Source organism: Serratia sp. 2C06 (assembly GCF_050037615.1).
Taxonomy (GTDB): domain Bacteria; phylum Pseudomonadota; class Gammaproteobacteria; order Enterobacterales; family Enterobacteriaceae; genus Serratia; species Serratia ureilytica.
Window position 1 is genome coordinate 4,849,357 of the sequence record NZ_CP188299.1, and the last position, 22,554, is coordinate 4,871,910.

At 61.8% G+C, this 22,554-nt stretch carries 23 protein-coding genes; 6 read left to right on the forward strand and 17 right to left on the reverse strand.

Going from position 1 to position 22,554, the window contains the following annotated elements:
* Nucleotides 1–47: 47 nt before the first annotated feature.
* The 7 genes from cysA to ACP3TA_RS23730 form a co-directional block, all read right to left on the reverse strand.
* Nucleotides 48–1,136, reverse strand: coding sequence for a sulfate/thiosulfate ABC transporter ATP-binding protein CysA (cysA, locus tag ACP3TA_RS23700; RefSeq protein ID WP_033643965.1), 1,089 nt, complete (start codon nt 1,134–1,136; stop codon nt 48–50).
* Entirely contained in the window at nt 1,126–2,001 is an 876-nt protein-coding gene (cysW, locus tag ACP3TA_RS23705) for a sulfate/thiosulfate ABC transporter permease CysW (RefSeq protein ID WP_160204472.1), read from the reverse strand. The genes cysA and cysW overlap by 11 nt, the downstream gene beginning before the upstream one ends.
* Nucleotides 2,001–2,840, reverse strand: a complete 840-nt coding sequence (cysT, locus tag ACP3TA_RS23710) for a sulfate/thiosulfate ABC transporter permease CysT (protein ID WP_033652561.1) — start codon at nt 2,838–2,840, stop codon at nt 2,001–2,003. Before cysT ends, cysW begins: the two co-directional genes overlap by 1 nt.
* A complete protein-coding gene (locus ACP3TA_RS23715) occupies nt 2,841–3,863 on the reverse strand; it encodes a sulfate ABC transporter substrate-binding protein (protein WP_033652562.1) in 1,023 nt (340 codons plus the stop codon).
* 200 nt (nt 3,864–4,063) lie between these two features.
* Nucleotides 4,064–4,963 carry a Dyp-type peroxidase gene (locus ACP3TA_RS23720; protein WP_033643968.1) on the reverse strand — a complete coding sequence of 300 codons (900 nt, stop codon included), beginning with the start codon at nt 4,961–4,963 and terminating at the stop codon, nt 4,064–4,066.
* A gap of 182 nt (nt 4,964–5,145) precedes the next feature.
* A complete protein-coding gene (locus ACP3TA_RS23725; protein WP_004936494.1) occupies nt 5,146–5,733 on the reverse strand; it encodes an RpoE-regulated lipoprotein in 588 nt (195 codons plus the stop codon).
* 157 nt (nt 5,734–5,890) lie between these two features.
* On the reverse strand, nt 5,891–6,355 hold the full coding sequence (locus tag ACP3TA_RS23730) for a DUF2919 domain-containing protein (protein ID WP_033652563.1): 465 nt from the start codon (nt 6,353–6,355) through the stop codon (nt 5,891–5,893).
* 174 nt (nt 6,356–6,529) lie between these two features.
* On the opposite strand from ACP3TA_RS23730, the gene ACP3TA_RS23735 reads away from it, so the two are divergent.
* Complete coding sequence (locus ACP3TA_RS23735; RefSeq protein WP_016926776.1) at nt 6,530–6,928, forward strand: YgiW/YdeI family stress tolerance OB fold protein; 399 nt, start codon at nt 6,530–6,532, stop codon at nt 6,926–6,928.
* A gap of 42 nt (nt 6,929–6,970) precedes the next feature.
* On the opposite strand, the gene ACP3TA_RS23740 is transcribed toward ACP3TA_RS23735, so the two are convergent.
* Complete coding sequence (locus tag ACP3TA_RS23740; RefSeq protein ID WP_004936504.1) at nt 6,971–7,396, reverse strand: GNAT family acetyltransferase; 426 nt, start codon at nt 7,394–7,396, stop codon at nt 6,971–6,973.
* 204 nt (nt 7,397–7,600) lie between these two features.
* Here ACP3TA_RS23740 and amiA point away from each other — a divergent pair, with 204 nt between their 5' ends.
* The 3 genes from amiA (at nt 7,601) to ACP3TA_RS23755 (ending at nt 9,923) form a co-directional block, all read left to right on the forward strand.
* Nucleotides 7,601–8,482 carry an N-acetylmuramoyl-L-alanine amidase AmiA gene (amiA, locus tag ACP3TA_RS23745; protein ID WP_033652564.1) on the forward strand — a complete coding sequence of 294 codons (882 nt, stop codon included), beginning with the start codon at nt 7,601–7,603 and terminating at the stop codon, nt 8,480–8,482.
* A gap of 65 nt (nt 8,483–8,547) precedes the next feature.
* The gene (hemF, locus tag ACP3TA_RS23750; protein WP_122004427.1) at nt 8,548–9,468 is read left to right on the forward strand and encodes an oxygen-dependent coproporphyrinogen oxidase; all 921 of its coding nucleotides are present in this window, start codon (nt 8,548–8,550) and stop codon (nt 9,466–9,468) included.
* Nucleotides 9,468–9,923 (forward strand): YaiI/YqxD family protein, encoded by a 456-nt coding sequence (locus ACP3TA_RS23755; RefSeq protein ID WP_004936514.1) that lies wholly within the window; start codon nt 9,468–9,470, stop codon nt 9,921–9,923. The genes hemF and ACP3TA_RS23755 overlap by 1 nt, the downstream gene beginning before the upstream one ends.
* A gap of 22 nt (nt 9,924–9,945) precedes the next feature.
* Here ACP3TA_RS23755 and ACP3TA_RS23760 read toward each other — a convergent pair whose 3' ends face one another.
* The 4 genes from ACP3TA_RS23760 to ACP3TA_RS23775 form a co-directional block, all read right to left on the reverse strand.
* Nucleotides 9,946–12,186 carry a TonB-dependent receptor domain-containing protein gene (locus ACP3TA_RS23760; RefSeq protein WP_206196234.1) on the reverse strand — a complete coding sequence of 747 codons (2,241 nt, stop codon included), beginning with the start codon at nt 12,184–12,186 and terminating at the stop codon, nt 9,946–9,948.
* A 121-nt stretch (nt 12,187–12,307) separates the two neighbouring features.
* Entirely contained in the window at nt 12,308–14,434 is a 2,127-nt protein-coding gene (locus ACP3TA_RS23765; RefSeq protein ID WP_206196235.1) for a S9 family peptidase, read from the reverse strand.
* A gap of 54 nt (nt 14,435–14,488) precedes the next feature.
* A complete protein-coding gene (locus ACP3TA_RS23770) occupies nt 14,489–15,286 on the reverse strand; it encodes an energy transducer TonB family protein (RefSeq protein ID WP_206196236.1) in 798 nt (265 codons plus the stop codon).
* 102 nt (nt 15,287–15,388) lie between these two features.
* Nucleotides 15,389–16,228 (reverse strand): ChaN family lipoprotein, encoded by an 840-nt coding sequence (locus tag ACP3TA_RS23775; protein ID WP_206196237.1) that lies wholly within the window; start codon nt 16,226–16,228, stop codon nt 15,389–15,391.
* A 177-nt stretch (nt 16,229–16,405) separates the two neighbouring features.
* Here ACP3TA_RS23775 and mmuP point away from each other — a divergent pair, with 177 nt between their 5' ends.
* Complete coding sequence (gene mmuP, locus ACP3TA_RS23780) at nt 16,406–17,815, forward strand: S-methylmethionine permease (protein WP_033643976.1); 1,410 nt, start codon at nt 16,406–16,408, stop codon at nt 17,813–17,815.
* A complete protein-coding gene (gene mmuM / locus ACP3TA_RS23785; RefSeq protein WP_164120035.1) occupies nt 17,805–18,743 on the forward strand; it encodes a homocysteine S-methyltransferase in 939 nt (312 codons plus the stop codon). Before mmuP ends, mmuM begins: the two co-directional genes overlap by 11 nt.
* Before the next feature lie 48 nt (nt 18,744–18,791).
* On the opposite strand, the gene maeB is transcribed toward mmuM, so the two are convergent.
* The 5 genes from maeB to ACP3TA_RS23810 all read right to left on the reverse strand — a co-directional run bounded on the left by maeB (nt 18,792) and on the right by ACP3TA_RS23810 (nt 22,535).
* Complete coding sequence (gene maeB / locus ACP3TA_RS23790; RefSeq protein WP_016926766.1) at nt 18,792–21,071, reverse strand: NADP-dependent oxaloacetate-decarboxylating malate dehydrogenase; 2,280 nt, start codon at nt 21,069–21,071, stop codon at nt 18,792–18,794.
* 215 nt (nt 21,072–21,286) lie between these two features.
* Nucleotides 21,287–21,460, reverse strand: a complete 174-nt coding sequence (lysC, locus tag ACP3TA_RS23795; RefSeq protein ID WP_004936544.1) for an Rz1-like lysis system protein LysC — start codon at nt 21,458–21,460, stop codon at nt 21,287–21,289.
* Nucleotides 21,441–21,821 (reverse strand): DUF2570 family protein, encoded by a 381-nt coding sequence (locus ACP3TA_RS23800; protein ID WP_122016643.1) that lies wholly within the window; start codon nt 21,819–21,821, stop codon nt 21,441–21,443. Before ACP3TA_RS23800 ends, lysC begins: the two co-directional genes overlap by 20 nt.
* Nucleotides 21,818–22,219 carry a M15 family metallopeptidase gene (locus ACP3TA_RS23805; RefSeq protein WP_033643981.1) on the reverse strand — a complete coding sequence of 134 codons (402 nt, stop codon included), beginning with the start codon at nt 22,217–22,219 and terminating at the stop codon, nt 21,818–21,820. The genes ACP3TA_RS23800 and ACP3TA_RS23805 overlap by 4 nt, the downstream gene beginning before the upstream one ends.
* Nucleotides 22,209–22,535: a phage holin, lambda family gene (locus ACP3TA_RS23810; RefSeq protein ID WP_033643982.1), complete on the reverse strand. Its 327-nt coding sequence runs from the start codon at nt 22,533–22,535 to the stop codon at nt 22,209–22,211. Before ACP3TA_RS23810 ends, ACP3TA_RS23805 begins: the two co-directional genes overlap by 11 nt.
* Between the last annotated feature and the right edge of the window lie 19 nt (nt 22,536–22,554).

The following is a 22,554-nucleotide window of genomic DNA, read 5'->3' on the forward strand; positions in this document are numbered from 1 at the left end:
AAAAGGCAACCCTGGGGTTGCCTTGAATAAAGGGCTGCTAAAACCTATCAGGCGCTTTTGGCTAACGCAACAGGTTGCAGCAGTTGATCGCCGGCATACAGCCGCGCATTGAGGCTGCCGACGTAATAACGGCCGCCGCGCACCGGCGTGGCGTTGCCTTCCGGCAGCACCACGCTGATCGGTTCCTGGTGCCAGCCGATCGGCTGCACCGTCAACTGCCAGAAATGGCCGCGCGGACTGACTTCCAGCACCTGAACCGGCAGCGGGCAACGTTCGCTGCTTTCGGTCGCCACTTCCATTTCCCACGGGCGCAGGAACAGATCGACGCTGCCCTGGTGCATCGGCTGGAACGACAACGGCCACTGATGCGCGCCGACGAACAGCTGGGAGCCGCGAATTTCGCCGTTCAGGCGGTTCACTTCCCCCATGAATTCCAGCACAAAGCGGCTCGCCGGTTCGCGCATGATGTCGACCGGCGACCCGACCTGTTCGATATTGCCCTGGCTCATCACCACGATGCGGTCGGCCACTTCCATCGCCTCTTCCTGATCGTGGGTGACGAACACGCTGGTGAATTTCAGCTCTTCATGCAGCTGACGCAGCCAGCGGCGCAGCTCTTTGCGCACCTGCGCATCCAGCGCACCGAACGGTTCATCCAGCAGCAGAATCTGCGGTTCCACCGCCAGGGCGCGCGCCAGCGCCACGCGCTGTTTCTGGCCGCCGGACAGCTGCGACGGATAGCGGGTAGCCAGGTGGCCCAGCTGCACCATTTCCAGCAGCTGAGTGACTTTCTGTTTGATCGCCGCGGCGTTCGGGCGCTCACGGCGCGGCAGCACGGTCAGGCCGAAGGCGATGTTATCGAACACCGTCATGTGGCGGAACAGCGCATAGTGCTGAAATACGAAGCCCACGCGCCTGTCGCGCGCGTGCATGTGGCTGACGTCGGTGCCGTGGAAGCCCAGCTTGCCGCCGCTCTGGCTTTCCAGCCCGGCGATGATGCGCAGCAGCGTGGTCTTGCCGGAACCGGATGGCCCAAGCAGCGCCACCATTTCGCCGGAAGCAATATCGAGCGAGATATCGTTCAATACCTTGGTGCGACCGAAGGACTTGTTGATGCCGTTAATCTCAATGCTCATGATTTTCCTCCCGCTCGAGACGCGCGTTTTGACGTTCCAGACGCCACTGCAGCGCGCTCTTCAAAAATAGGGTAACGATCGCCATCAGGGTCAACAGGGCGGCGGCGGTAAAGGCCCCGACGGTGTTGTAATCCTGCTGCAACAGCTCGACCTGCAGCGGCAGGCTGTAGGTTTCGCCGCGAATCGAACCGGACACCACCGACACCGCGCCGAACTCGCCGATGGCGCGCGCGTTGGTCAGCACCACGCCGTACAGCAGCGCCCAGCGAATGTTGGGCAGCGTCACGCGGCGGAACATCTGCCAGCCGGACGCTCCCAGCAGAATGGCGGCCTCATCTTCCTGGCTGCCCTGGCTGAGCATCATCGGCACCAGCTCACGCACCACGAAGGGACAGGTGACGAAAATGGTCACCAGCACCATGCCCGGCCAGGAGAACATCACCTGAATGTTATGCGCATCCAGCCAGCCGCCCAACAGGCCGTTGCTGCCGTAAAACAGCAGATAAATCAGCCCCGCCACCACCGGTGATACGGCGAACGGGATATCGATCAGCGTCAGCAGCAGCTGGCGGCCGGGGAAGGTAAAACGCGTCACCAGCCACGCCAGCAACGTGCCGAACACCAGGTTGAACGGCACGGTGATCAGCGCGATCAGGACCGTCAGCCAAATGGCGTGCAGCATGTCCGGATCGAGCAAATTGCTCCACATCGCGCCGAATCCTTTGGAGAAGGCCTCGGCGAAAATCGATATCATCGGCACCACCAGCAGCAGCACCGAAAACAGCGTGCCGATGGCGATCAGCGTCCACTTTCCCCAGTTGACGCGCGGGCGCTCGGCGCCGTTGAAGGCGGAAATATCAGCCATCAGTGCCCTCCTCCCAAACGTCTGCCGAAGCGGCTTTGCAATACGTTAATGCTGAACAGCAGCAGCAGCGACGCCGCCAGGATCACCGAGGCGATGGCGCTGGCCGCCGGGTAATCGAACTCCTGCAAACGCACAAAAATCATCAGCGAGGTCACTTCCGTCTTCCAGGCGATATTGCCGGCGATGAAAATCACCGCCCCGAACTCGCCCAGACTGCGGGTAAAGGAAATGGCGGTGCCGGCCAGCAGCGCCGGCGCCACTTCAGGCAGCACGACGCGGCGAAAACTCTGCCAGCGCGTGGCGCCCAGCGTCTCGGCCGCCTCTTCGTACTCCGGCCCTAACTCTTCCAGCACCGGCTGCACGGTACGCACCACAAACGGCAGGCTGGTGAACGCCATCGCCACCGCGATCCCAAGCCAGGTGAAGGTGACCTTGATGTCGAAGTGCGCCAGCCACTGCCCGTACCAGCCCGTGGTGGAAAACAGACCGGCCAGCGTCAGGCCGGCTACCGCCGTCGGCAGCGCGAACGGCAGGTCGATCAGGCCATCCAGCAGCGAACGGCCGGGAAAGCGGTAGCGCGTCAGGATCCAGGCCATCAGCATGCCGAACACCGCATTGAACAGGCTGGCGACAGCGGCCGCCAGCAGCGTCACTTTATACGCCGCCACCACCTGCGGGTTGGAAATCACTTCCCAATATTGCGCCAGGCTCATCTGCGCCAGCTGCATCACCAGCGCACTGAGCGGCAGCAGCAGAATCAAACAGGTATAAAACAAGCTGCTGCCGAGGCTGAGGCCAAATCCGGGCAGCACCCGCTTACTGGACGACAACGCCAACATTTACTTGCGCCCTGCCGCTAACAGCTGATCCAGCTCGCCGCCGGTGGCGAAGTGGGTTTTCATCACCTGCGGCCAGCCGCCGAATTGATCTTCCACGCGGAACAGTTGGGTGTCCGGGAATTGCCCCTTGGCCGCCGCCATCGCTTTCTGGTCATACACGCGGTAGTAGAAACTGGTGATCACCTGCTGCGCCGCCGGGCTGTAGAGATAGTTCAGATAGGCTTTGGCCGCCTGTTCGGTGCCGTTGCGCGCGACGTTTTTGTCGACCCAGGCCACCGGGAACTCCGCCAGAATATCGACCGGCGGCACGATCACTTCGTACTTGTCTTCACCGTATTGCTTGCGGATGTTGTTCACTTCGGACTCGAAGCTGATCAGCACGTCGCCCAAACCGCGCTCGACGAAGGTGGTGGTCGCGCCGCGGCCGCCGGTATCGAACACCAACACGTTTTTCAGGAAACGGGTCATGAAGGCGCGGGTCTTGGCCGCATCGTTGCCGTCGGCCTGGCTGGCGGCGCCCCAGGCGGCCAGATAGGTGTAACGGCCGTTGCCGGAGGTTTTCGGGTTCGGGAACACCAGTTTCACGTCGTCACGCACCAGATCGTTCCAGGTGTGGATGCCCTTCGGGTTGTCCTTGCGCACCAGAAACGCCATGGTGGAATAGAACGGCGAGCTGTTGTTCGGCAGACGCGACTGCCAGTCCGCCGGGATCAGCTGCCCGCGATCGTGCAGGATCTGTACGTCGGTGACCTGGTTATAGGTCACCACGTCGGCGCGCAGGCCCTGCAGGATCGCCAACGCCTGCTTCGACGAGCCGGCGTGCGATTGTTTGATGGTCAGCTTGTCATTCGGATGCTGCTGATTCCACTGCTGTTCAAAGCCGGGATTCAGCGCGACGAACAATTCACGGGAAACGTCATAAGAGCTGTTCAGCAATTCCGCCGCCGACGCGGCGCCGCTCGCCAACAGCGCAGCCGCCAGCCAACCTTTCAGCACGAGATTTTTAACCCGGTTTTGTTTCATTCTGCACCTTATCACTGAGTCATTCCTTCAGGCTTTCGCCTTATTGACGACCAGTGTATTTATAACTCGGTGCGGAGCTGTAACGCTTTTATATACCGTTTAGTGATTTACAAGCATCAAACGCTATAAGGCAGGAAATGCGAGGCGTTTTGGGGCGGGAAAACAGACCGAAGCCGGACGCGCCGGCTTCGGCAACGGCGTCAAAGTGACAGCAAGCGCGTCAGCGATGGCGCAAAGTAGTAGCTGCCGGTGACCGCACGGCTGAAGCGCAACATCGCGTCGCGTTTGCCGTCCAGATCGCCGAACATGCTCAGCAGTTGCTGCTCGATATTGTGCAGGCGCGCGCAATAGGCGATGAAGAACAGGCCGTGCTTGCCGCTGGCGGTGCCGTAAGGCAGGCTCTGGCGCAGAATTTTCAGGCCTTTGCCGTTCTCTTTCAGATCGACGCGGCTGACGTGGGAGGTATCCGGGCGCCGATCCGCCGGCAGCTCTTCGCTGTCGTGCTTGGTGCGGCCGATGATCTGCTCCTGCTGTTCGGTGGTAAAGCGCTGCCACTGGCGCAGGTTGTGCTCGTAGCGTTGCACCAGCACGTAGCTGCCACCAGCGTCCTCTTCACCTTCGGCGATCGTCGCCACTGCCGGGCGTTGGTCGCCCTGCGGGTTTTCGGTGCCGTCGATGAAGCCGCTCAGATCGCGCTCTTCCACCCAGCGGAAACCGTGGGTTTCTTCCTCAATCTTGATGACGTTGCCGAACGCCGCCAGCGCGGCCTGCGCCAGCGTGAAGTTGACGTCGTGGCGCAGCGACTGGATGTGGATCAGCATATCGCGCTGGGTGGCCGGCGCCAGCCCTTTGCCGAGCGGCGTGAATGGCTTCAGCTCTTTCGCGCCCTGGCCGCTGGAGAGATCGTGCCAGACGTCGTAGCCGAAAGCGATCACCGCGCCGAGGCGCGCATCGGGGAACTGCTGCTGCAGTTCGCTCAGCGTCTGACAAAACTGTTTGCAGCCCTGGCGCAAATCGGCGAATTCGCCCTGTACGCTGGCTTCCATAAAAATGGCGAAACGGCAGTGCTCCAGCAGAATGCCGCTCTGAACCTGTGTCATGTTGTTATCCTCAATACCAGAATCCGGCAACAGGTAAGGTATGGCGGTTGACGCGCGGGGTCCCTGTTACAAACGCGCGCTATCATACCGCAAGCACAGGCGATTGCCTTGCAGCAGCGCAAAGAAAATAGGGGTAATGATTTGGACAAGCGGGCGCCGGGAACCGGCGCCCGTTGAACGCGTTACTGCTGCGGCTTGGCGTGCCAAATGATTTTGCTGACCGTCCAGCTTTTCAGGGTGTCGTCCGGCGGAATGATATCCTGCGCCCCGGCCCACTTGCCGCTGAAGATGTAGGTGACGTATTTGCTCTGCTCCGCCACGCACTCCACTTTACCGGCGTCTTCGCCGCTGCCCGGCTTACAGGAGCCAAACGCCTTGCTGTACATGTCGCCGAACGGCGTGCCGAGCTTGTTGCCCCACTCCGTCGCCACTTTCGGATCCAGCACGTCCACCCGCTGCAGGCGCCCTTTCGGTTCGCCGGTGATCACCAGCTTCACCTCGTCGCCGGACAGCGCCTGATAATAAGAGACGATCTGGCCGTTGTTGGTCGCCATGCCGCCGCGCAGGCGGTAGTTGCCGTCCAGCCCGTCGTTGATGGCGCTTTCCGACATCGGCGTGCCGGCGTTGAGCTTGCCGACGCCCTTGGCGCCGACTTCCAGGCTGCTGCCGAACCAGTTGAACGGCGACAGGCTGGACCAGGAGAAATTGGACATGCTCGAACAGCCGGTCAGTAACAGCGGAAGCCCTAACAACAGGGGGCGAATATTCATCTCTAGCTCCTTAGACATCAATGGCACGGGGCGGGTCACCCGCTCCTGCCGCATTCGGCGTTTTGCTGCGTGCCAGCCTCTCACAACGGCCCGCACTACGCCAACGGTTGCCAGCTTGGAGTGCGGAAAATGCGAAAAGTGCCGCACTTCTCGGCAATTAGTCGGCGCGCTCCGCCGGCGCGAAACAGGCTTTCAGACGCGCGTTCAGCAGCAGATAGCTCAGCGCCAGCGCGTCGAGCAGCGCCAACGTCAGCTCCAGCCCCGGCGCATCGCCGTCCTGGCGCCACAGGCTGAACAGCGAGCCGCCGAACGACGCCAGCAGCGAGACAGCCAGCCCCCAGCGCCAACCGCGCCACAGCCGCGGCCATTGGTGGCGACGGCCGCTCAGCAAAAACGCCAGCGCCGCCGGCAGACCGAGCAGCATGCCGTACCAAAAGCGTTGGGTATCCGGATAAAACAACGCCAACAAGCTTTCGCCCTGCTCGCGCGAAGCGCCGGCCATCACGAACAACAGCCAGGTGCGCGCCTGCAAAATCAGCACGGCCCAAAATCCCAGCGGCAGCCGCAGCGCGCCGTGCTGATCGTAATCGTCCGGGGAAAACCGGGGTGAGAATGGCTTCAACGCTCGTTCCTTGCCAACAGAATAAAGACTATGGCTACAGATGGGCGCCGGCGATGGGAATTTCAATGCGTCGGCTTAAGAAGCTCTTAAGATCGGTGTGTTTTAATCCTTATCACTTAGCAAGCACCCGATATCAGCGGGATGTGATTTTCGATAACGATAAGGAAGCGCAACATGAAAAAACTGACTCTGGCCGCTCTGATCGCGCTGTGCAGCGCACCGGTACTGGCGCAACAAGGCGGGTTCCTCGATCCGGCCGCGCCGCAGGCTCAAACGCAAACCACCGCACAAGGTGGTTTCTCCGGCCCCAGCGCGGCGCTGACCACCGTGGACAAGGTGAAATCGCTGAGCGACGACACCTGGGTGATGCTGCAAGGCAACATCGAGCAGCGCATCGGCGACGATACCTACACCTTCCGCGACGCCACCGGCACGCTGACGGTCGAGATCGATCGCAAACGCTGGAACGGCCAAACCGTCACGCCGAAAGACAAGGTGCAGCTGGAAGGCAAAGTGGATAAAGACTGGAGCAGCGTCGAAGTGGACGTGAAAACCGTCAAAAAGCTGCCGTAATGCGTTGCGGCGGGCGGGGCAACGCCGCCGCCCGCCGCTCGATCAATATTCCTGATCTTCGATCAGCCGCTTGCCCAGGCTGGTGATGCCCTGGATCTCGTAGCCGAGCTTCTCGTACATCTCGACCACCGTGTCGTTGTCTTCGCGCACCATAATCTGGATCTTCGGGCAGCCGCGGGCGATCAGCTTCTTCTCCAGACGATTGATCAACGCATTGGCGATGCCGCGCCCGCGATAGTCGGGATGCACCCCGAGGTAATACGCCGAGCCGCGGTGGCCGTCATAGCCGCCCATCACCGAACCGACCACTTCGCCGCCGACTTCCGCCACCAGGAACAGCTCAGGATCGTGGTTCAGCTTGCGCTCGATGTCCATTTCCGGATCGTTCCAGGGCCGCAGCAGATCACAGCGCTCCCACAGGGTAATGACTTCTTCAAAGTCGTCTTGTCGAAATACGCGAATTTCCATCGATGTTGGCCGCTGTTAATTAAGGTGTTTATCTGATTATCGCGTGATTATTCACTTACGCAATATCAAACTGCGATTTACCGCGCTATTTGCCCCGAAATCGCCGGTAACAGGCGTAATAAATGGAAATAGTTATCGGGTCGATTAATGATTATCAATACGATATAACGTCGCGAAATAGAATCGTCGATGGAGCGTTGCGTAATGAAAAAGCAGGGTAAACAATTCCTCAATTTTAAGCCGCTTGCCGTTTCCCCGACGCGACGCCAACTGTTGCTTTCCGGCCTGGCAGTAGCGCTGTTCGGCGTGAAAAACCCAAGCGCCAAGGCGGAAGGCATGCTGCGCAATCAGCACAGCAAACCGGCGGCGAAACCGGCCGGCGGCAAAAAGCGGGTGATGATCGATCCCGGCCACGGCGGCATCGACTCCGGCGCGGTCGGCCACGAAGGTTCGCAGGAAAAACACATCGTGCTGGAAATCGCCAACCACGTGCGCCGTTTCCTGCATGAGCACGATCACATCGAGGCGCGCCTGACGCGCGAAGAAGACGAATTCATTCCGCTGTTCCAGCGGGTGGAGATCGCCCACCAGCACCAGGCCGATCTGTTCATTTCCATTCACGCCGACGGTTTTACCAGCCCGTCGGCCTCCGGCGCTTCGGTATTCGCCCTCTCCAACCGCGGTGCCAGCAGCGCCATGGCGCGCTACCTGTCCAACCGTGAAAACGCCGCCGACGACGTAGCGGGCGGCAAATACAAGGATCAGGACAACTACCTGCAGCAGGTGCTGTTCGATCTGGTGCAAACCGACACCATCAACAACAGCCTGACGCTCGGCCGCCACGTGCTCGGCCAAATTCGTCCGGTACACCATCTGCACAGCGACAGCACCGAACAGGCGGCGTTCGCGGTGCTGAAATCCCCGTCCATTCCCTCGGTGCTGGTAGAAACCTCGTTCATCACCAACCCGAACGAAGAACGGCTGCTGGGCACCACCGCGTTTCGCGAGAAAATCGCCCGCGCCATCGCGGACGGCATCGTCAACTTCTTCGACTACTTCGACGCACACCAACGCAAACCCCGCTGATGCCGCGGGCGGCGAATAAGAGTATACTCAGCGCCTTGTTCAGCCAGACGCTATAAAGACCCCGCATGAGTTTACCTAACATCGCTGAAGTAAAATCCTTCCTGCTGGCGCTGCAGGATCATATCTGCGCGCAGCTCGCCCAGGCCGATGGCGGCGCCGTGTTCACCGAAGACCAATGGACGCGTGAAGAAGGCGGCGGTGGCCGCAGCCGCGTGCTGACCAACGGCGCGGTGTTCGAACAGGCGGGGGTCAACTTCTCGCACGTCTCCGGCGCCACCCTGCCGGCCTCGGCGACCGCACACCGTCCGGAACTGGCCGGGCGCAGCTTCCAGGCGATGGGCGTCTCCCTGGTTATCCATCCGCTCAGCCCCTACGTGCCCACCAGCCACGCCAACGTACGCTTTTTCATCGCTGAAAAGCCGGGCGAAGCGCCGGTGTGGTGGTTCGGCGGCGGTTTTGACCTGACGCCGTTCTACGGTTTCGCAGAGGATGCCGTGCACTGGCACCGCACCGCGGCCGAGCTGTGCGCGCCGTTCGGCGACGAGGTCTACCCCAAATATAAACAGTGGTGCGACGATTACTTTTTCATCAAGCATCGCAACGAAGCGCGCGGCATCGGCGGCCTGTTCTACGACGATCTGAACACCCCGGATTTCGACCATTGTTTCGCCTTCACCCGCGCGGTGGGCCAGGGCTTCCTCGACGCCTATCTGCCGATCGTCGAAAAACGTAAGGCCTTGACCTGGGGCGAGCGCGAGCGCCAGTTCCAGCTGTACCGTCGCGGCCGCTACGTGGAATTCAACCTGGTGTGGGATCGCGGCACGCTGTTCGGGCTGCAAACCGGCGGGCGCACCGAGTCCATCCTGATGTCGATGCCGCCGCTGGTGCGTTGGGAATATAACTACCAGCCGGAAGGCGACAGCCCGGAAGCGGCGCTGGCGCGCGATTTCCTGCCGGTGCGCGACTGGCTGCGGGAGACGAAATGATGCAGATTTGGGTCGATGCGGACGCCTGTCCGAACGTAATCAAAGAGGTGCTGTTCCGCGCCGCCGATCGCACCGCCATCACCGTGACGCTGGTGGCGAACCAACCGCTGCGCACGCCGCCGTCGAAGTACATCCGTTCGCTGCAGGTGGCGGCCGGCTTCGACGTGGCCGACAACGAGATCGTGCGCCGCTGCGAAGCGGGCGATCTGGTGATCACCGCCGACATTCCGCTGGCGGCGGAGGTGATAGAGAAAGGCGCGGTGGCGCTGAACCCGCGCGGCGAACGCTATACGCCGGACACCATCCGCGAGCGCCTCAACATGCGCGATTTTATGGATACCCTGCGCGCCAGCGGCATTCAGACCGGCGGCCCGAACGCCCTGAACCAGCGCGACCGCCAGCAGTTCGCCAACGAGCTGGACAAATGGCTGCTGCAGGCGAAACGGGCGCAGTGACTGCGCCCTGCTCCGCTGCGGTTTAGAAGCGCACCTCCCCGCCGAAGATATAGGTGCGTCCACGGGCAGTGTTGGTCGGCGTCTCATACTGCGACTGAGACGGCAGCGAGTTCATCTTGTTCAGCGCGTCCGAGTAGTCCTTGTCCATCAGGTTTTGCACGCTGAGCTTCAGCAGCAGATTGCGATTCACCTGATAGGTGCCGTACAGATCGATAATGGTCGGAATATGCGGCGCCGGCTCTTTCAACAACTGCTCATTCTCATCGTAATCAGAGTCCGGCGACAGGCGCACCGACTTGCCGGTGTATTTCACCACCCCGCCCAGCGTCAACGTCTCGTCAAGCAGGCGCACCCCGCTGTCCAGCGTGAAGTAGAACTCCGGCAGCTCGCTGATATCGCCCGCGCCGAATACGTTGCTGGCCTGGTTGGTCGGCTGGGAGGTATGCTCCTTGCTTAACGACAGCTTGGTGAAGGCGAAACCGGCGTCGTACAGCGCTTCAAGCTCCACCCCGCGCATTTTGACCGGTTCGGGGGCATTGCTATACATGGTCATGCTGACGTTGACGTCCGCGTCATCCCACTCTTCCTGCGTCGCCTGCGAACGGTTGCACTTCTGACGGTTTTTACACACCAGGTAGGTTTGGCTGGATATGTAGTTTTTGATCCTGGTTTCAAAATAGACCGCTTTCAGTTGGAAGCTGTCCTGCTTGAACAACAGATCGTGGGCATTGGCGTTGAACCCGCCCTGCCAGGTCTCCGCTTTTTCACCCTTCAGGAACGGGTTCATCGACTGGCCGCCGCTGTTGGCGAAGAACACTTCCTGGATATTCGGCCCGCGCATCGACTTGCTGTAGCTGACGAACGGCTGCAGCCACGGCGTCACCTGCGCCGACAGCATGACCGACGGGTTGAAGCCGTGTTCATTGCGGTTGATAGTGCCGGCGCCCTGAGGGAAGCACTCTACGCGCTCATCACAGGCCGGCTTATAGCCGGAGAGGCGATAGGCGGTGTAGTTCAGATCGAAATTACCCTGCCAGATGCCGTAGTTGGCCTGCAGGCCACTGTACAGGCTGGAAATATCCTGCTTGCCCGACATTCCCACCGGCGAGCTTTCTGCCTGATTGTCATCCGTCACCAAACCGGAGGCCTTTTTCTTATACTCGTTGCGCACCAGCTTGCCGCCGTAGCTGAAAGCGAAATCGACGTCCTGCAGGCTGAAACGGCTGGTGTTGTTGATATCCAGCGCATCGGAGATGTTTTTCGCCGTGCTGTCGCTGAATCCCGCCATGTTGTCGGACATGAACTGCTGCTTGCCGCGGCTGGTGCTGGCGGTCAGGTTGAAATCGATCAGCTCCGAGAACGGCGCATAGTGGTATTTAAGGTAGAAATCGTCGCTGTCGATGTGGCGGCGGGTGATTTTATTCTGGTAGCTGCGCGCCGACAGTTCGATGCTGTTGAAGGCATCCGGCTTGATGTCCACCTTGAACAGCTGGGATTTCGGGTTCTGGCGGTAGGTCTTATCGACGTTGAACATCTCGCTGTCGAAACCGGCGCCGTTTTTGTAGTTGGAGGTGATGGAACTGCCGCTGATCGCCGCCATCGCCCCCAGGCTGCCGCCGTCGGCAAAGGCGGCGGTTTTGGCGCCCACGGCGATCATGCCGCTGCGGCCAATGCCGTTATTGCCCACCGAGAATTTGGTGCGCACGCCGAACGGGTTGTCGGAAAATACCACGTCATCCACGCCGATGGTGCGGAAGTTGGCGCTGCCCGCCAAGGCGTTCACCCCAGCGGATCCGGTGGCGTTGCCGCGCGCCACGTCGACGCCGACGATAAAGTTAGGATCGATCAGCGCCCCGAACTGGCTGGTGGGCAATCCCCCGTGCGCTGCATCGCTCGGGGAGTTGCCGTAGTAGTTTTGCGTGATGCCGTCGACCATGGTGTTGACCCGGCCAAAGCCGCTCAGGCCGCGGATATTGACGCTGACCGATCCCTGGCCGGGATCGATCTGGGTATAGGTGCCCGGCATGCTGCGCAGAATGCTGTCCACCGACTCCAGATTCTTGTTTTCATCGCGCGAACTGAACGCGCCTGGCCTCGCCAACGCGTCTTTTTCGCTGCTCTTGCCGCTGTCGGCGGCCGAGACGTTGAGCGGGCTGAACGCCACGCTGCCTTTATTATTTTCCGCCTGTTCCTGCGCGGCCGCAGCCGGCCCGTACAGCGCCAGTCCCGCGCCGATCAGGCTCGCTATCATTTTGATTTTCATATATCCCCAGAAATAGCCAATAAGGTTTGATGGCCGACAATGCCCAGCAAAAAGCCCGCCGAAAGCGCGGTAAAAGGTTGTTATTGTTTTATTGCGCCGCAGCGTGCTGCGGCGCTAAAGATTATTTCTGCGCCTGCCGGTCCGCCGCCAAAATAAAGGCGTACTCCAGCGCGCCGTTTTCCAACCGCGCCAGGCGACCCGATTTGCCGCCGTGGCCGGCGGTCATGTCGGTGGAGAGCAGCAGCAACGAATCGCCCTGCTTGAAGCGCCGCAGCTTCGCCACCCATTTGGCCGGTTCCCAATACTGCACCTGCGAGTCGTACAGACCGCTGGTGACCAACAGGTTCGGGTAACGTTGCTTACGCACGTTGTCGTACGGGCTGTAGGACTTCATCAGCGCATAGGCGGCCGGCTGGTGCGGGTTGCCCCACTCCTCGTATTCCCCGGTGGTGAGCGGAATGCTGTCGTCCAGCATGGTGGTCACCACGTCGACGAACGGCACCTGCGCCACCACCGCGTTGAACAGCTGCGGCGCCTGATTGATCACCGCCCCCATCAGCAAGCCGCCGGCGCTGCCGCCCATGGCGTAGATGCGCCCCGGTTGGCCGTAGCCGTCTTTGATCAGCGCCTGGGTGGCGTCGATGAAGTCGTTGAAGCTGTTCGGTTTGTGCGTCAGCTTGCCCTGTTTGTACCAGCTCTGCCCCAGCTCGCCGCCGCCGCGCACGTGGATCAGCGCATAGACGAAGCCGCGATCCAGCAGGCTGATGCGGTTGGCGCTGAACGCCGGATCCATGCTCATGCCGTAAGCGCCGTAGCCATACACCAGCAGCGGGTTATGCCCGTTTTTGAACAGCGATGTGCGGTACACCAGCGAGACCGGCACCTTCACGCCGTCGCGCGCCGTGACCCAGATGCGCTCGCTGTGATACAGGCTCGGATCGACGCCTTTCACTTCCTGCTGCTTGAGCAGAGTGCGCTCGCCCTTGTTCAGATCCCACTCATAGGTGCGGGTCGGCGTGGTCATCGCCGAATAGCCGTAACGCAAACGATCGCTGTCCGGCTCGGGGTTATAGCCCAGCCAGGCCATGTAGCTGGCGTCGTCGAACGGGATGGCGCGCTCGGTTTTGCCGTCCCAGCTGATTTGCCGCAGCTGCACCAGCCCGTTGGCGCGCTCCTGCACCACCAGCCAGTCGCGGAACAGGCTGAAGCTCTCCACCTCGTGCTGCGCCTGCGGCGCGATCAGCGTCTGCCAGGGTTTGCCCGCCGCCGCCGTGCGGTACAGGCCAAAGTTCGGATCCTGATGGTTAGAACGCAGGTAGAACTCGCCGCGGTAGTGATCGAGGTAATACTCGCGGCCGTTCTGCCGGGCGGCGAACAGCTGCGGCTCGCGCTGCGGCTGGTTGGCGTCGATCAGGCGCACCTCGGAGGTGGTGTTACCGCTGATGGTCAGAATCAGGTAATCGCGCGAGGACGAGCGGCCGAGGCTGAGGTAGAACGCCGGATCGTTTTCCTGGTACACCAGCTTATCTTCCGCCGTCGGCGTACCGTACTGATGGCGATAAACCTGGTATGGCAACAGCGTTTGCGGGTGGTTGCGCACGTAGAACAGGGTTTGGTTGTCGTTGGCCCACACCATGTTGCCGGAGGTGTTTTCCAGCGTTTCCGGCGACCAGCGTTCGCTGCCTATCTCACGCAGGGAGATGCGGTATTGGCGGCGGCCCTGCAGATCTTCGGCCACCGCCAGCCGGCGGTTGTCCTGGCTGACGTCCATCGCCCCCAGGCGATAGTAGGCGTGGCCGGCCGCGCGCTGATTGGCGTCCAGCAAGGTTTGCCACGGCGCGTCGGTAGTGAGCGCCTGGCGCTGATACAGCGCGAAATCTTTACCGGCGGCGTAGCTTTCCTGATAGCGATAGCCGTTGAGCTGATACGGCACCGAACGATCGTCAGGGTTCATGCGGCCCAGCATCTCCTGATACAGCGTGGCGCGCAGCTTCTGGTACGGCGCCATCATCTGCTCGGTGTAGCGGTTCTCCGCCTTCAGGTAGTCCAGCACCTTCTGATCTTTTCGGCTGTCGTCGCGCAGCCAGTAGTAATCGTCGGTACGCGTCTCGCCGTGGGCCGTCAGCGCTTTCGGCGCCCGTTCCGCCAACGGCGGCTGCGGTTGCGCCAGCGCGGCGCCGGCGATGCCTAAAGAAAGCCAGAGCGCGGCCGCGATGCGACGACGCGGGGTAAATAACAGCGGATTCATAATCCCTCACGAAGTTTGAAGAGCCGGACGGCGGCGCTGCCGCGTCTGCGGGCATTAACGGCGGGCATTCAGCTCCGCCAGATTGAAATCGATCGGCATCCTTACCCTGACGGCCCCCTGCTGCAGCATCTCCGGCGGCGGCGGCGGCAACGGCTGCGCGCGCGACACCACCGCCACCGCTTCCCGATCCAGCGACGCGGTGCCGGAACGGATCTGCAGGGTCACGTTCGACACCCGCCCCTGCGCATCGACGCTAAAACTGACCTGCGGCATGCCGCTGCGCCGGCGGTTGCGGGCATCCAGGGGATACTCTTTGATGCGGTTCAGTTTGCCCTTCACCAGGCTCTCCCACGACAGCTTGGCCTGCGCGTTGCTGTTGGCGTCGCTGTTAATCGGGGCGGTGGTTTGGTGAGAGAGCGTCTGCGCCTGCGGCGCGGCGGCGCTGGACGCGGCGGCGTTGCGCGTCTCTTTCGCCTGTTCCTGCGGCTTCGGCTGCGCTTTTTGCGGGGGACGGTGCTCGGCGCGCTTCTTGTCCGCCGTCACGATCTTCGCTTTATCGGCGCGCGCCAGCTTGGGCAGATCCGGCTGTTGCTGCTGCTCCGCCGGCTGCGCCGCAGCGGATTCCGCCTGCTGCACGCCCAGCGGCAACGGTTTGCTTTCCGGCGCTTCAATCTGCGCCGCCCAGCTCATCATCACCGCCGGCGGCGGCAGCTCGACCGGCTCGAGCGCCGTCTGCGGCCAGTAAAACAGCAACGCTAACGCCGCGTGCGCCGCCAGGGCGAGCAGCAAGCCGCGCGCCCAGCGCGGCTGCGGCAGCGCAAAGGCCGGAGGGGGATAAGACTGACTTAACATAGGGGCATTAGCTTACTTAATTGCGAATGATTGCAGATCACATTTACTAATGATAATCATTTGCAACTATAATTAACACCCCTTTTCACTGCCTTAACGTATTCATTTCACTGATGGTGTAATCCACAGGTAGTCCGCCGTGTGCGCGTCAACCTGTACGCCCGGCTCCGCCAGCATCAGCACCGTCGGCGCCGCCGCCGGTTGCAGATCCCGCACGTGCAGCGGCACGCCCACCGATTTGGCGGCGTGATAACCGCCGGCGATCAATAGCGCGGGCGTCGGCGCCGCCAGCAGGCGCTCCGCCATGCGCCTATCGCGCTGCTGCTGGATCGCCAGCATCGCATGCAGCTGCGCGGCCTCAATCTGGCCGCCGTGCGAAGTGCGGATAGTCTCTTCCAGCGCCTTGCGCACCGCCGGCTGCGACGAGAGCTGCCCCGCCGGGAACTGCGGCTGCTGATAGAACGCCGCGATCTCGCTGCGATCCAGGTTGGCCGACCACAGCGGGTAAGGCGCGCGCATCGCCGCCATCGTCACCCCGCCATACAGCGCCCATTTCCAGCCCGGCTGCCAGGCGATCAGCTCCGCCACGCGGCCATCACGCACCGCGGGATCGCTCTGCAGCCACTGCTTGACTTTGTCGACCTGCGCCTGCTGGTTCGGGTTGATCATCTCCATCAGCACGCTACCCTGCGGCCGCAATTGCGGCAGCTGCTGCACCAGCCATTGCTCAATCTGATGGTGGTAAGGATTGTCATGCTTTTCCCCGACGATCACCCGCGGCTGCTGCGCCAACCGCGTCAACAGCTGCTCGGGCGTCAGGGTCGCGCCGCTGTGCAGATCGGTGATATTCCCCATGCTCGCGACGTCGCTGGCCGGCGTCTTCACCGGCGTTTGGCTGCAGGCGCCGAGCGCCAACGCCGCCAATAAAATCAGATATCTCATCATGTTGCCCCATTAGCGAAAATGGCGACATTATAGATAATAATTATCATTTGCATATAGATCTGGCCTGACGATTTTTTTACGCGGCGATCGCCGGTGACGCATTGCGTTGAAACGGCATTGCGGGTATAACCAATAGCCATTCAGATATTTAGACGTCTATACGGATAGATTATTATGCACTCATCGGCGCCCGCCGCAGGGCAGTTCAAACGCAGCATGAAGGCCCGGCATCTGGTGATGCTGTCGCTGGGCGGCGTGATCGGCACCGGGCTGTTTTTCAATACCGGCTACATCATCTCCACCACCGGGGCGCTCGGCACGCTGCTGGCCTACCTGATCGGCGCGCTGGTGGTGTATCTGGTGATGCTGTGCCTGGGCGAGCTGTCGGTGGCGATGCCGGAAACCGGCGCCTTTCACGTCTATGCTTCGCGCTATCTGGGGCCGGCCACCGGCTATGCCGTCGCCTGGCTGTATTGGCTCACCTGGACGGTGGCGCTGGGCTCCAGCCTGACCGCGGCCGGATTCTGCATGCAGTACTGGTTCCCGCAGTCGCCGGTGTGGCTGTGGTGCCTGATCTTCTGCGCGGCCATTTTCCTGCTCAACGTCGTGACCACCCGTTTTTTTGCCGAAAGCGAATTCTGGTTTTCGCTGATCAAAGTGGTGACCATTCTGGCGTTCATCATTCTGGGCGGCGCCGCCATGTTCGGCCTGCTGCCGATGAAAGACGGCACCCCGGCGCCGTTCCTGCACAACCTGACCGCTTCCGGCTGGCTGCCGCACGGCACGCTGCCGATCCTGATGACCATGGTGGCGGTGAACTTCGCTTTCTCCGGCACGGAGCTGATCGGCATCGCCGCCGGTGAAACCGAGAACCCGGAGAAAGTCGTGCCGCTGGCGATCCGCACCACGGTGATCCGCCTGATGCTGTTCTTTATCGGCACGGTGTTTGTGCTGGCGGCGTTGATCCCCATGGATCAGGCGGGGATCGTCAAAAGCCCGTTCGTGCTGGTGTTTGAACGCATCGGCGTGCCTTACGCCGCCGATATCTTCAACTTCGTGATCCTGACCGCCATCCTGTCGGCGGCCAACTCCGGCCTGTACGCCTCGGGGCGCATGCTGTGGTCGCTGGCCCACCAGCGCACCCTGCCGGCCTACTTTGCGCGCGTCAATGCGCGCGGCATTCCGATCAACGCCCTGACCTTCAGCATGCTCGGCGGCGTGCTGGCGCTGCTGACCAGCGTGATCGCGCCGGATACGGTGTTTGTCGCCCTGTCGGCGATCTCCGGCTTTGCGGTGGTGGCGGTGTGGCTGAGCATCTGCGCCGCCCACTATGCTTTCCGCCGCGCCTATCTGCGCAGCGGCCAGCCGATAAACGGCCTGAAATACCGCGCGCCCGGCTATCCATTGACGCCGATCCTCGGTTTTGCGCTGTGCCTGCTGGCCTGCATCGGGCTGGCGTTCGATCCGGAGCAGCGCATCGCGCTCTACTGCGGGCTGCCGTTCGTCGCCCTGTGCTATCTCACCTATTTCCTGACCCGGCGCGCCGGGCAAAAAAACGCTTTGGGAGAACAACATGTCGGTTAACAACCCCGTCGCTCGTTTGCTGGCCGAACGGCCGACGCTGATCCTGGACGGCGCGCTGGCCACCGAGCTGGAAGCGCGCGGCTGCGATCTGACCGATCCGCTGTGGTCGGCCAAGGTGCTGATTGAAAATCCCGAGCTTATCTATCAGGTACACCTCGATTATTTCAACGCCGGCGCCCAGTGCGCTATCACCGCCAGCTATCAGGCCACGCCGCAGGGCTTCTCGCGCCGCGGCCTGGACCAGGCTCAGTCGCTGGCGTTGATCGCCAAAAGCGTGCAGCTGGCGCAGCGCGCACGCCGCGATTATCTGGCCGCGCACCCGCAGGCGGCGCCGCTGCTGATCGCCGGTTCGGTGGGCCCGTACGGCGCCTATCTGGCCGACGGCTCGGAATACCGCGGCGACTACCGGCTGGCGCAGGATGACTTCATTGCCTTCCACCGCCCGCGCATCGCCGCGCTGGCCGCCGCCGGCGTCGATCTGCTGGCCTGCGAAACGCTGCCGTCGTTCACCGAACTGCAGGCGCTGCTGACGCTGCTGCAGGAATTCCCGACGCTCGGCGCCTGGTTCGCCTTCACCCTGCGCGACAGCCAACACCTCAGCGACGGCACGCCGCTGACGGAGGTCCTGTCCGCGCTGCGCGGTAACCCGCAGGTGCTGGCCATCGGCATCAACTGCATCGCGCTGGACAAGGTCGCCCCGGCGCTGCGTCAGCTGAGCGCGCTGGCCGACAAACCGCTGCTGGTCTACCCGAACTCCGGCGAGCACTACGATGCGGTGAGCAAAACCTGGCGCGCCTGCGGCGGCGAGCACGGCAGCCTGGCCGATCAGGCGACAGAGTGGCGCGCGCTCGGCGCACAATTGATCGGCGGCTGTTGCCGCACCACCCCGCAGGATATTCGCGCCATCGCCGCGCGCTGCAAGGCATAAAAAAGCCCCCGGCGCCAACGGCGCAGGGGGCCAGTCATTAACCCGGGCTTACAGCGGTTCGGTCTGGGCTTCCACCACCGCCAGCGCCACCATGTTGACGATGCGGCGCACCGAGGCGATCGGCGTCAGGATGTGCACCGGTTTGGCCACCCCCATCAGCACCGGCCCGACGGTCACCCCTTCCGAGCAAGAGACGCGCAGCAGGTTGTAGCTGATGCGCGCCGCTTCCATGTTCGGCATGATCAGCAGGTTGGCCGAGCCTTTCAGCGGGCTGTCCGGCATCAGATCGTGACGGATGCTTTCCACCAGCGCGGCGTCGCCGTGCATTTCACCGTCGATCTCCAGCTCCGGCGCCAGCTCGTTCACCAGCTCCAGCGTTTTACGCATCTTGCGCGCCGCCGGGCAATCAGACGAGCCGAAGCTGGAGTGAGACAGCAGCGCCACCTTCGGTTCGATACCGAAACGGCGCACGGTTTCCGCCGCCATCAGGGTGATCTCCGCCAGCTGTTCCGGCGTCGGATCGTCGTTGACGTAGGTGTCGGCGATGAAGGTGTTGCCGCTCGGCAGCAGCAGCGCGTTCATCGCGCCCGCGACGTGCGCGCCTTCACGGAAGCCGAACACGTTCTTCACCACGTCGTAATGCTCGTGGTAGCTGCCGATGGTGCCGCAGATCATCGCATCCGCTTCACCGCGGTGCAGCATGATGGCGGCGATCAGCGTCGGGTTGCCAATCACCGCGCGACGCGCCTGCTCTTGCGAAACGCCACGACGTTTCATGATCTGGTAGTACTCTCCCCAGTATTCGTTGAAGCGCGGATCCGACTCGTTGTTCACCACTTCGAAATCTTTGCCCGGCGTCAGTTGCAGGCCCAGTTTTTTCAGGCGCATCTCGATCACGCTCGGACGGCCGACAAGGATCGGGAAAGCCAGCCCCTGCGACACCAGCTCTTGCGTGGCGTGCAGCACGCGCTCTTCCTCACCTTCCGCCAGCACCACCCGCTTCACCTCTTTGCGCGCCTGCGAGAAGATCGGTTTCATGAACAGATTGGTTTTGTAGACGAACTCCGCCAGCTTCTCCACGTAGGCGTCGAAGTCTTCGATCGGGCGCGTCGCCACGCCGGAGTCCATCGCCGCCTTGGCCACCGCCGGCGCGATCTTGACGATCAGACGCGGATCGAACGGTTTCGGAATGATGTATTCCGGCCCGAAGGAGAGATCCTGATCGTCATACGCGGAGGCCACCACGTCGCTCTGTTCCGCCAGCGCCAGATCGGCGATGGCATGCACGCAGGCCAGCTTCATCTCTTCGTTGATGGTGGTGGCGCCCACGTCCAGCGCGCCGCGGAAAATGAACGGGAAGCACAGGACGTTGTTCACCTGGTTCGGGTAGTCGGAACGGCCGGTACAGATGATGGCGTCCGGGCGCACCGCTTTGGCCAGCGGCGGCAGAATTTCCGGTTCCGGGTTGGCCAGCGCCATGATCAGCGGATCGCGCGCCATGGTTTTCACCATATCCTGCGTCAGCACGCCCGGGCCGGAGCAGCCGAGGAAGATGTCGGCGTTCGGGATGGCGTCGCCCAGCGTGCGTTGGCCGTTATCCTCGATGGCGTAGGCGGCTTTGGTCTGTTCCATATTGGCGTCGCGGCCTTTATAGATGACGCCCTTAGAATCGCAGACGGTGATGTTTTGTTGACGCAGCCCCAGCGCCACCAGCAAGTTCAGGCAGGCGATGGACGCCGCGCCGGCGCCGGACACCACCAGCCGCACATCGGAGATGTTCTTCTTCACCACGCGCAGGCCGTTGAGCACCGCGGCAGTGGTAATGATCGCCGTGCCGTGCTGGTCGTCGTGGAACACCGGGATCTTCATGCGCTCACGCAGTTTCTGTTCGATGTAGAAACACTCCGGCGCCTTGATGTCTTCCAGGTTGATGCCGCCGAAGGTCGGTTCCAGCGCGGCGATAATGTCGATTAATTTGTCAGGGTTATGCTCATCCACTTCGATATCAAATACATCGATACCGGAAAACTTCTTGAACAAAACGCCCTTGCCTTCCATCACCGGCTTACCGGCCAACGCGCCGATATTGCCCAGACCCAGTACCGCCGTGCCGTTGGAAATTACCGCCACCAGGTTGCCGCGCGCGGTGTATTTGTAGGCCGCCAGCGGATCTTCGGCGATCTCGAGGCAAGGCGCGGCGACGCCAGGCGAATAGGCCAGCGCCAGATCGCGCTGGGTCGCCAACGGTTTGGTTGGGGAAACCTGGATCTTCCCTGGGACAGGAAACTGATGGAAATCAAGGGCACTCTGTTTGAGCTGTTCGTCCATTATGGATTCCTTTGTTTTTTGCTTTTATGTTGAGGTAAGGCTTTGAGGCTGCGCCCTGCCGTGGGCCATGGCGCCCAGGTACAATGACAGGGCACAGCCTTGAAGTATAGTGAGAGAAACATCACAAACTTTGAAGCGCGCCATAACCTTGGTCGAAAGAGCGTTTTAAAAGTAAAAAAAGAAGGCCTGCGGGACAAGTCAGACAAGCGCCGCCGTCAGCGCGGCGGCAGCGTGGCGCGCCAGGCGTTGAGCGTCTCCACCTGGCCGGCGCAAATGTGTAACGAGGTTTGTAACGCCAGGGCATAGCTTACCGCATCGCCCCAGGTCTCCCCCTGCAACTGCGGCTGCTCACAGGGAGCGAATACCGACTCAGGGGGCAACAGCGGCACGGCCTGCGGCGCCGGCGGCCGGGCGCAGGAGCTCAAGCACAGCGCCAGGCAGAGGCCGAGCGGCGCAGGGATCGTTTTTAATCGCTTCACGGTATTTCCTCTGATAAGCCTCGTGTTGTTGGCGCAGCTGCCGTTCCTGTCGCTGCTGCGCCGCCATCAGCGCGCGATTTTGCGCATCCTGTGTCTGCAAGGTGGCGATCAGCCCCGCCTGCTGCGCCAGGCTTTTTTGCAGTTCCGCCGCCTGTTGCCGCGCAGACGCCAACTGGTGCGACAACAGCGAGCTGTAGCCGCCGAGGCAGATAGCCGCCAGCAACAGCAGCAGCAACCCGCCCTGCATCAGTTTTTGCAGCCAGCCGCTCATGCCGGATAGTCCCGGAACGGCAGTTGGAAGTGCGGGCCGTCCTTGAGGGTCTTCCATTCGCCGCCCCATTCGACGTTGATGCCGCATTCACGCGCCGCGCGCCGCACCGCCACCGCAATTTGCGCGTAGTAATCCCACTCCCAGGAGACCACGCCCGCCGGCATCGCCACCACGTCCACCGCGTGTCCGGTCAGATGGCGGCTGCGCAGCGTTTGGCTGTTGCCGGCGCGCACCATTTCCCGCTGGCGCGCCATGCTGCGCAGCCCCTCGCTGACGGAAAACGGCACCAGGGAATAGCGCAGCGCCAGACGAATAACGCGCACCAGATCCGGATGCACGCCGCGCAGATTCTCTTCGCTGCGGGCGGTAAAGCGAATCTCTTCGATGTCATTTAACATTTTTAAACCCCGTTTTTTTGCCGATGAATTTTTTAATTAAGGCGTTGATGTAATCCGCCCCCATAAAGCCAATCAATACGCTGGCCAAATTCGCCCAGTTTAATTCCAGGCCCATCAACGCCAGCGCATCGCGCACCGTCCAGGCCAATAACGCGCACATCGCCGCATTCAATAAACGTCGCCGAATACCCACGTTGCGATAGGCGCCGTGTAATAGCGCCATCACGCCGGCCAGAATGGCGTTCAATACCGGCTGAAGATATTCACATACTCGCTGGACTATTAAGCCAACAGCGTCAGGCTCTATGCTGGACATAGCTCATCTCCTTTTTTAT

Coding starts and splice junctions, on each gene's coding strand:
- cysA (WP_033643965.1), bottom strand. CDS start 1,136: ATGAGCATTGAGATTAACGGCATCAACAAGTCCTTCGGTCGCACCAAG.
- cysW (WP_160204472.1), bottom strand. CDS start 2,001: ATGGCTGATATTTCCGCCTTCAACGGCGCCGAGCGCCCGCGCGTCAAC.
- cysT (WP_033652561.1), bottom strand. CDS start 2,840: ATGTTGGCGTTGTCGTCCAGTAAGCGGGTGCTGCCCGGATTTGGCCTC.
- ACP3TA_RS23715 (WP_033652562.1), bottom strand. CDS start 3,863: ATGAAACAAAACCGGGTTAAAAATCTCGTGCTGAAAGGTTGGCTGGCG.
- ACP3TA_RS23720 (WP_033643968.1), bottom strand. CDS start 4,963: ATGACACAGGTTCAGAGCGGCATTCTGCTGGAGCACTGCCGTTTCGCC.
- ACP3TA_RS23725 (WP_004936494.1), bottom strand. CDS start 5,733: ATGAATATTCGCCCCCTGTTGTTAGGGCTTCCGCTGTTACTGACCGGC.
- ACP3TA_RS23735 (WP_016926776.1), top strand. CDS start 6,530: ATGAAAAAACTGACTCTGGCCGCTCTGATCGCGCTGTGCAGCGCACCG.
- ACP3TA_RS23740 (WP_004936504.1), bottom strand. CDS start 7,396: ATGGAAATTCGCGTATTTCGACAAGACGACTTTGAAGAAGTCATTACC.
- amiA (WP_033652564.1), top strand. CDS start 7,601: ATGAAAAAGCAGGGTAAACAATTCCTCAATTTTAAGCCGCTTGCCGTT.
- hemF (WP_122004427.1), top strand. CDS start 8,548: ATGAGTTTACCTAACATCGCTGAAGTAAAATCCTTCCTGCTGGCGCTG.
- ACP3TA_RS23755 (WP_004936514.1), top strand. CDS start 9,468: ATGCAGATTTGGGTCGATGCGGACGCCTGTCCGAACGTAATCAAAGAG.
- ACP3TA_RS23760 (WP_206196234.1), bottom strand. CDS start 12,186: ATGAAAATCAAAATGATAGCGAGCCTGATCGGCGCGGGACTGGCGCTG.
- ACP3TA_RS23765 (WP_206196235.1), bottom strand. CDS start 14,434: ATGAATCCGCTGTTATTTACCCCGCGTCGTCGCATCGCGGCCGCGCTC.
- ACP3TA_RS23770 (WP_206196236.1), bottom strand. CDS start 15,286: ATGTTAAGTCAGTCTTATCCCCCTCCGGCCTTTGCGCTGCCGCAGCCG.
- ACP3TA_RS23775 (WP_206196237.1), bottom strand. CDS start 16,228: ATGAGATATCTGATTTTATTGGCGGCGTTGGCGCTCGGCGCCTGCAGC.
- mmuP (WP_033643976.1), top strand. CDS start 16,406: ATGCACTCATCGGCGCCCGCCGCAGGGCAGTTCAAACGCAGCATGAAG.
- mmuM (WP_164120035.1), top strand. CDS start 17,805: ATGTCGGTTAACAACCCCGTCGCTCGTTTGCTGGCCGAACGGCCGACG.
- maeB (WP_016926766.1), bottom strand. CDS start 21,071: ATGGACGAACAGCTCAAACAGAGTGCCCTTGATTTCCATCAGTTTCCT.
- ACP3TA_RS23800 (WP_122016643.1), bottom strand. CDS start 21,821: ATGAGCGGCTGGCTGCAAAAACTGATGCAGGGCGGGTTGCTGCTGCTG.
- ACP3TA_RS23805 (WP_033643981.1), bottom strand. CDS start 22,219: ATGTTAAATGACATCGAAGAGATTCGCTTTACCGCCCGCAGCGAAGAG.
- ACP3TA_RS23810 (WP_033643982.1), bottom strand. CDS start 22,535: ATGTCCAGCATAGAGCCTGACGCTGTTGGCTTAATAGTCCAGCGAGTA.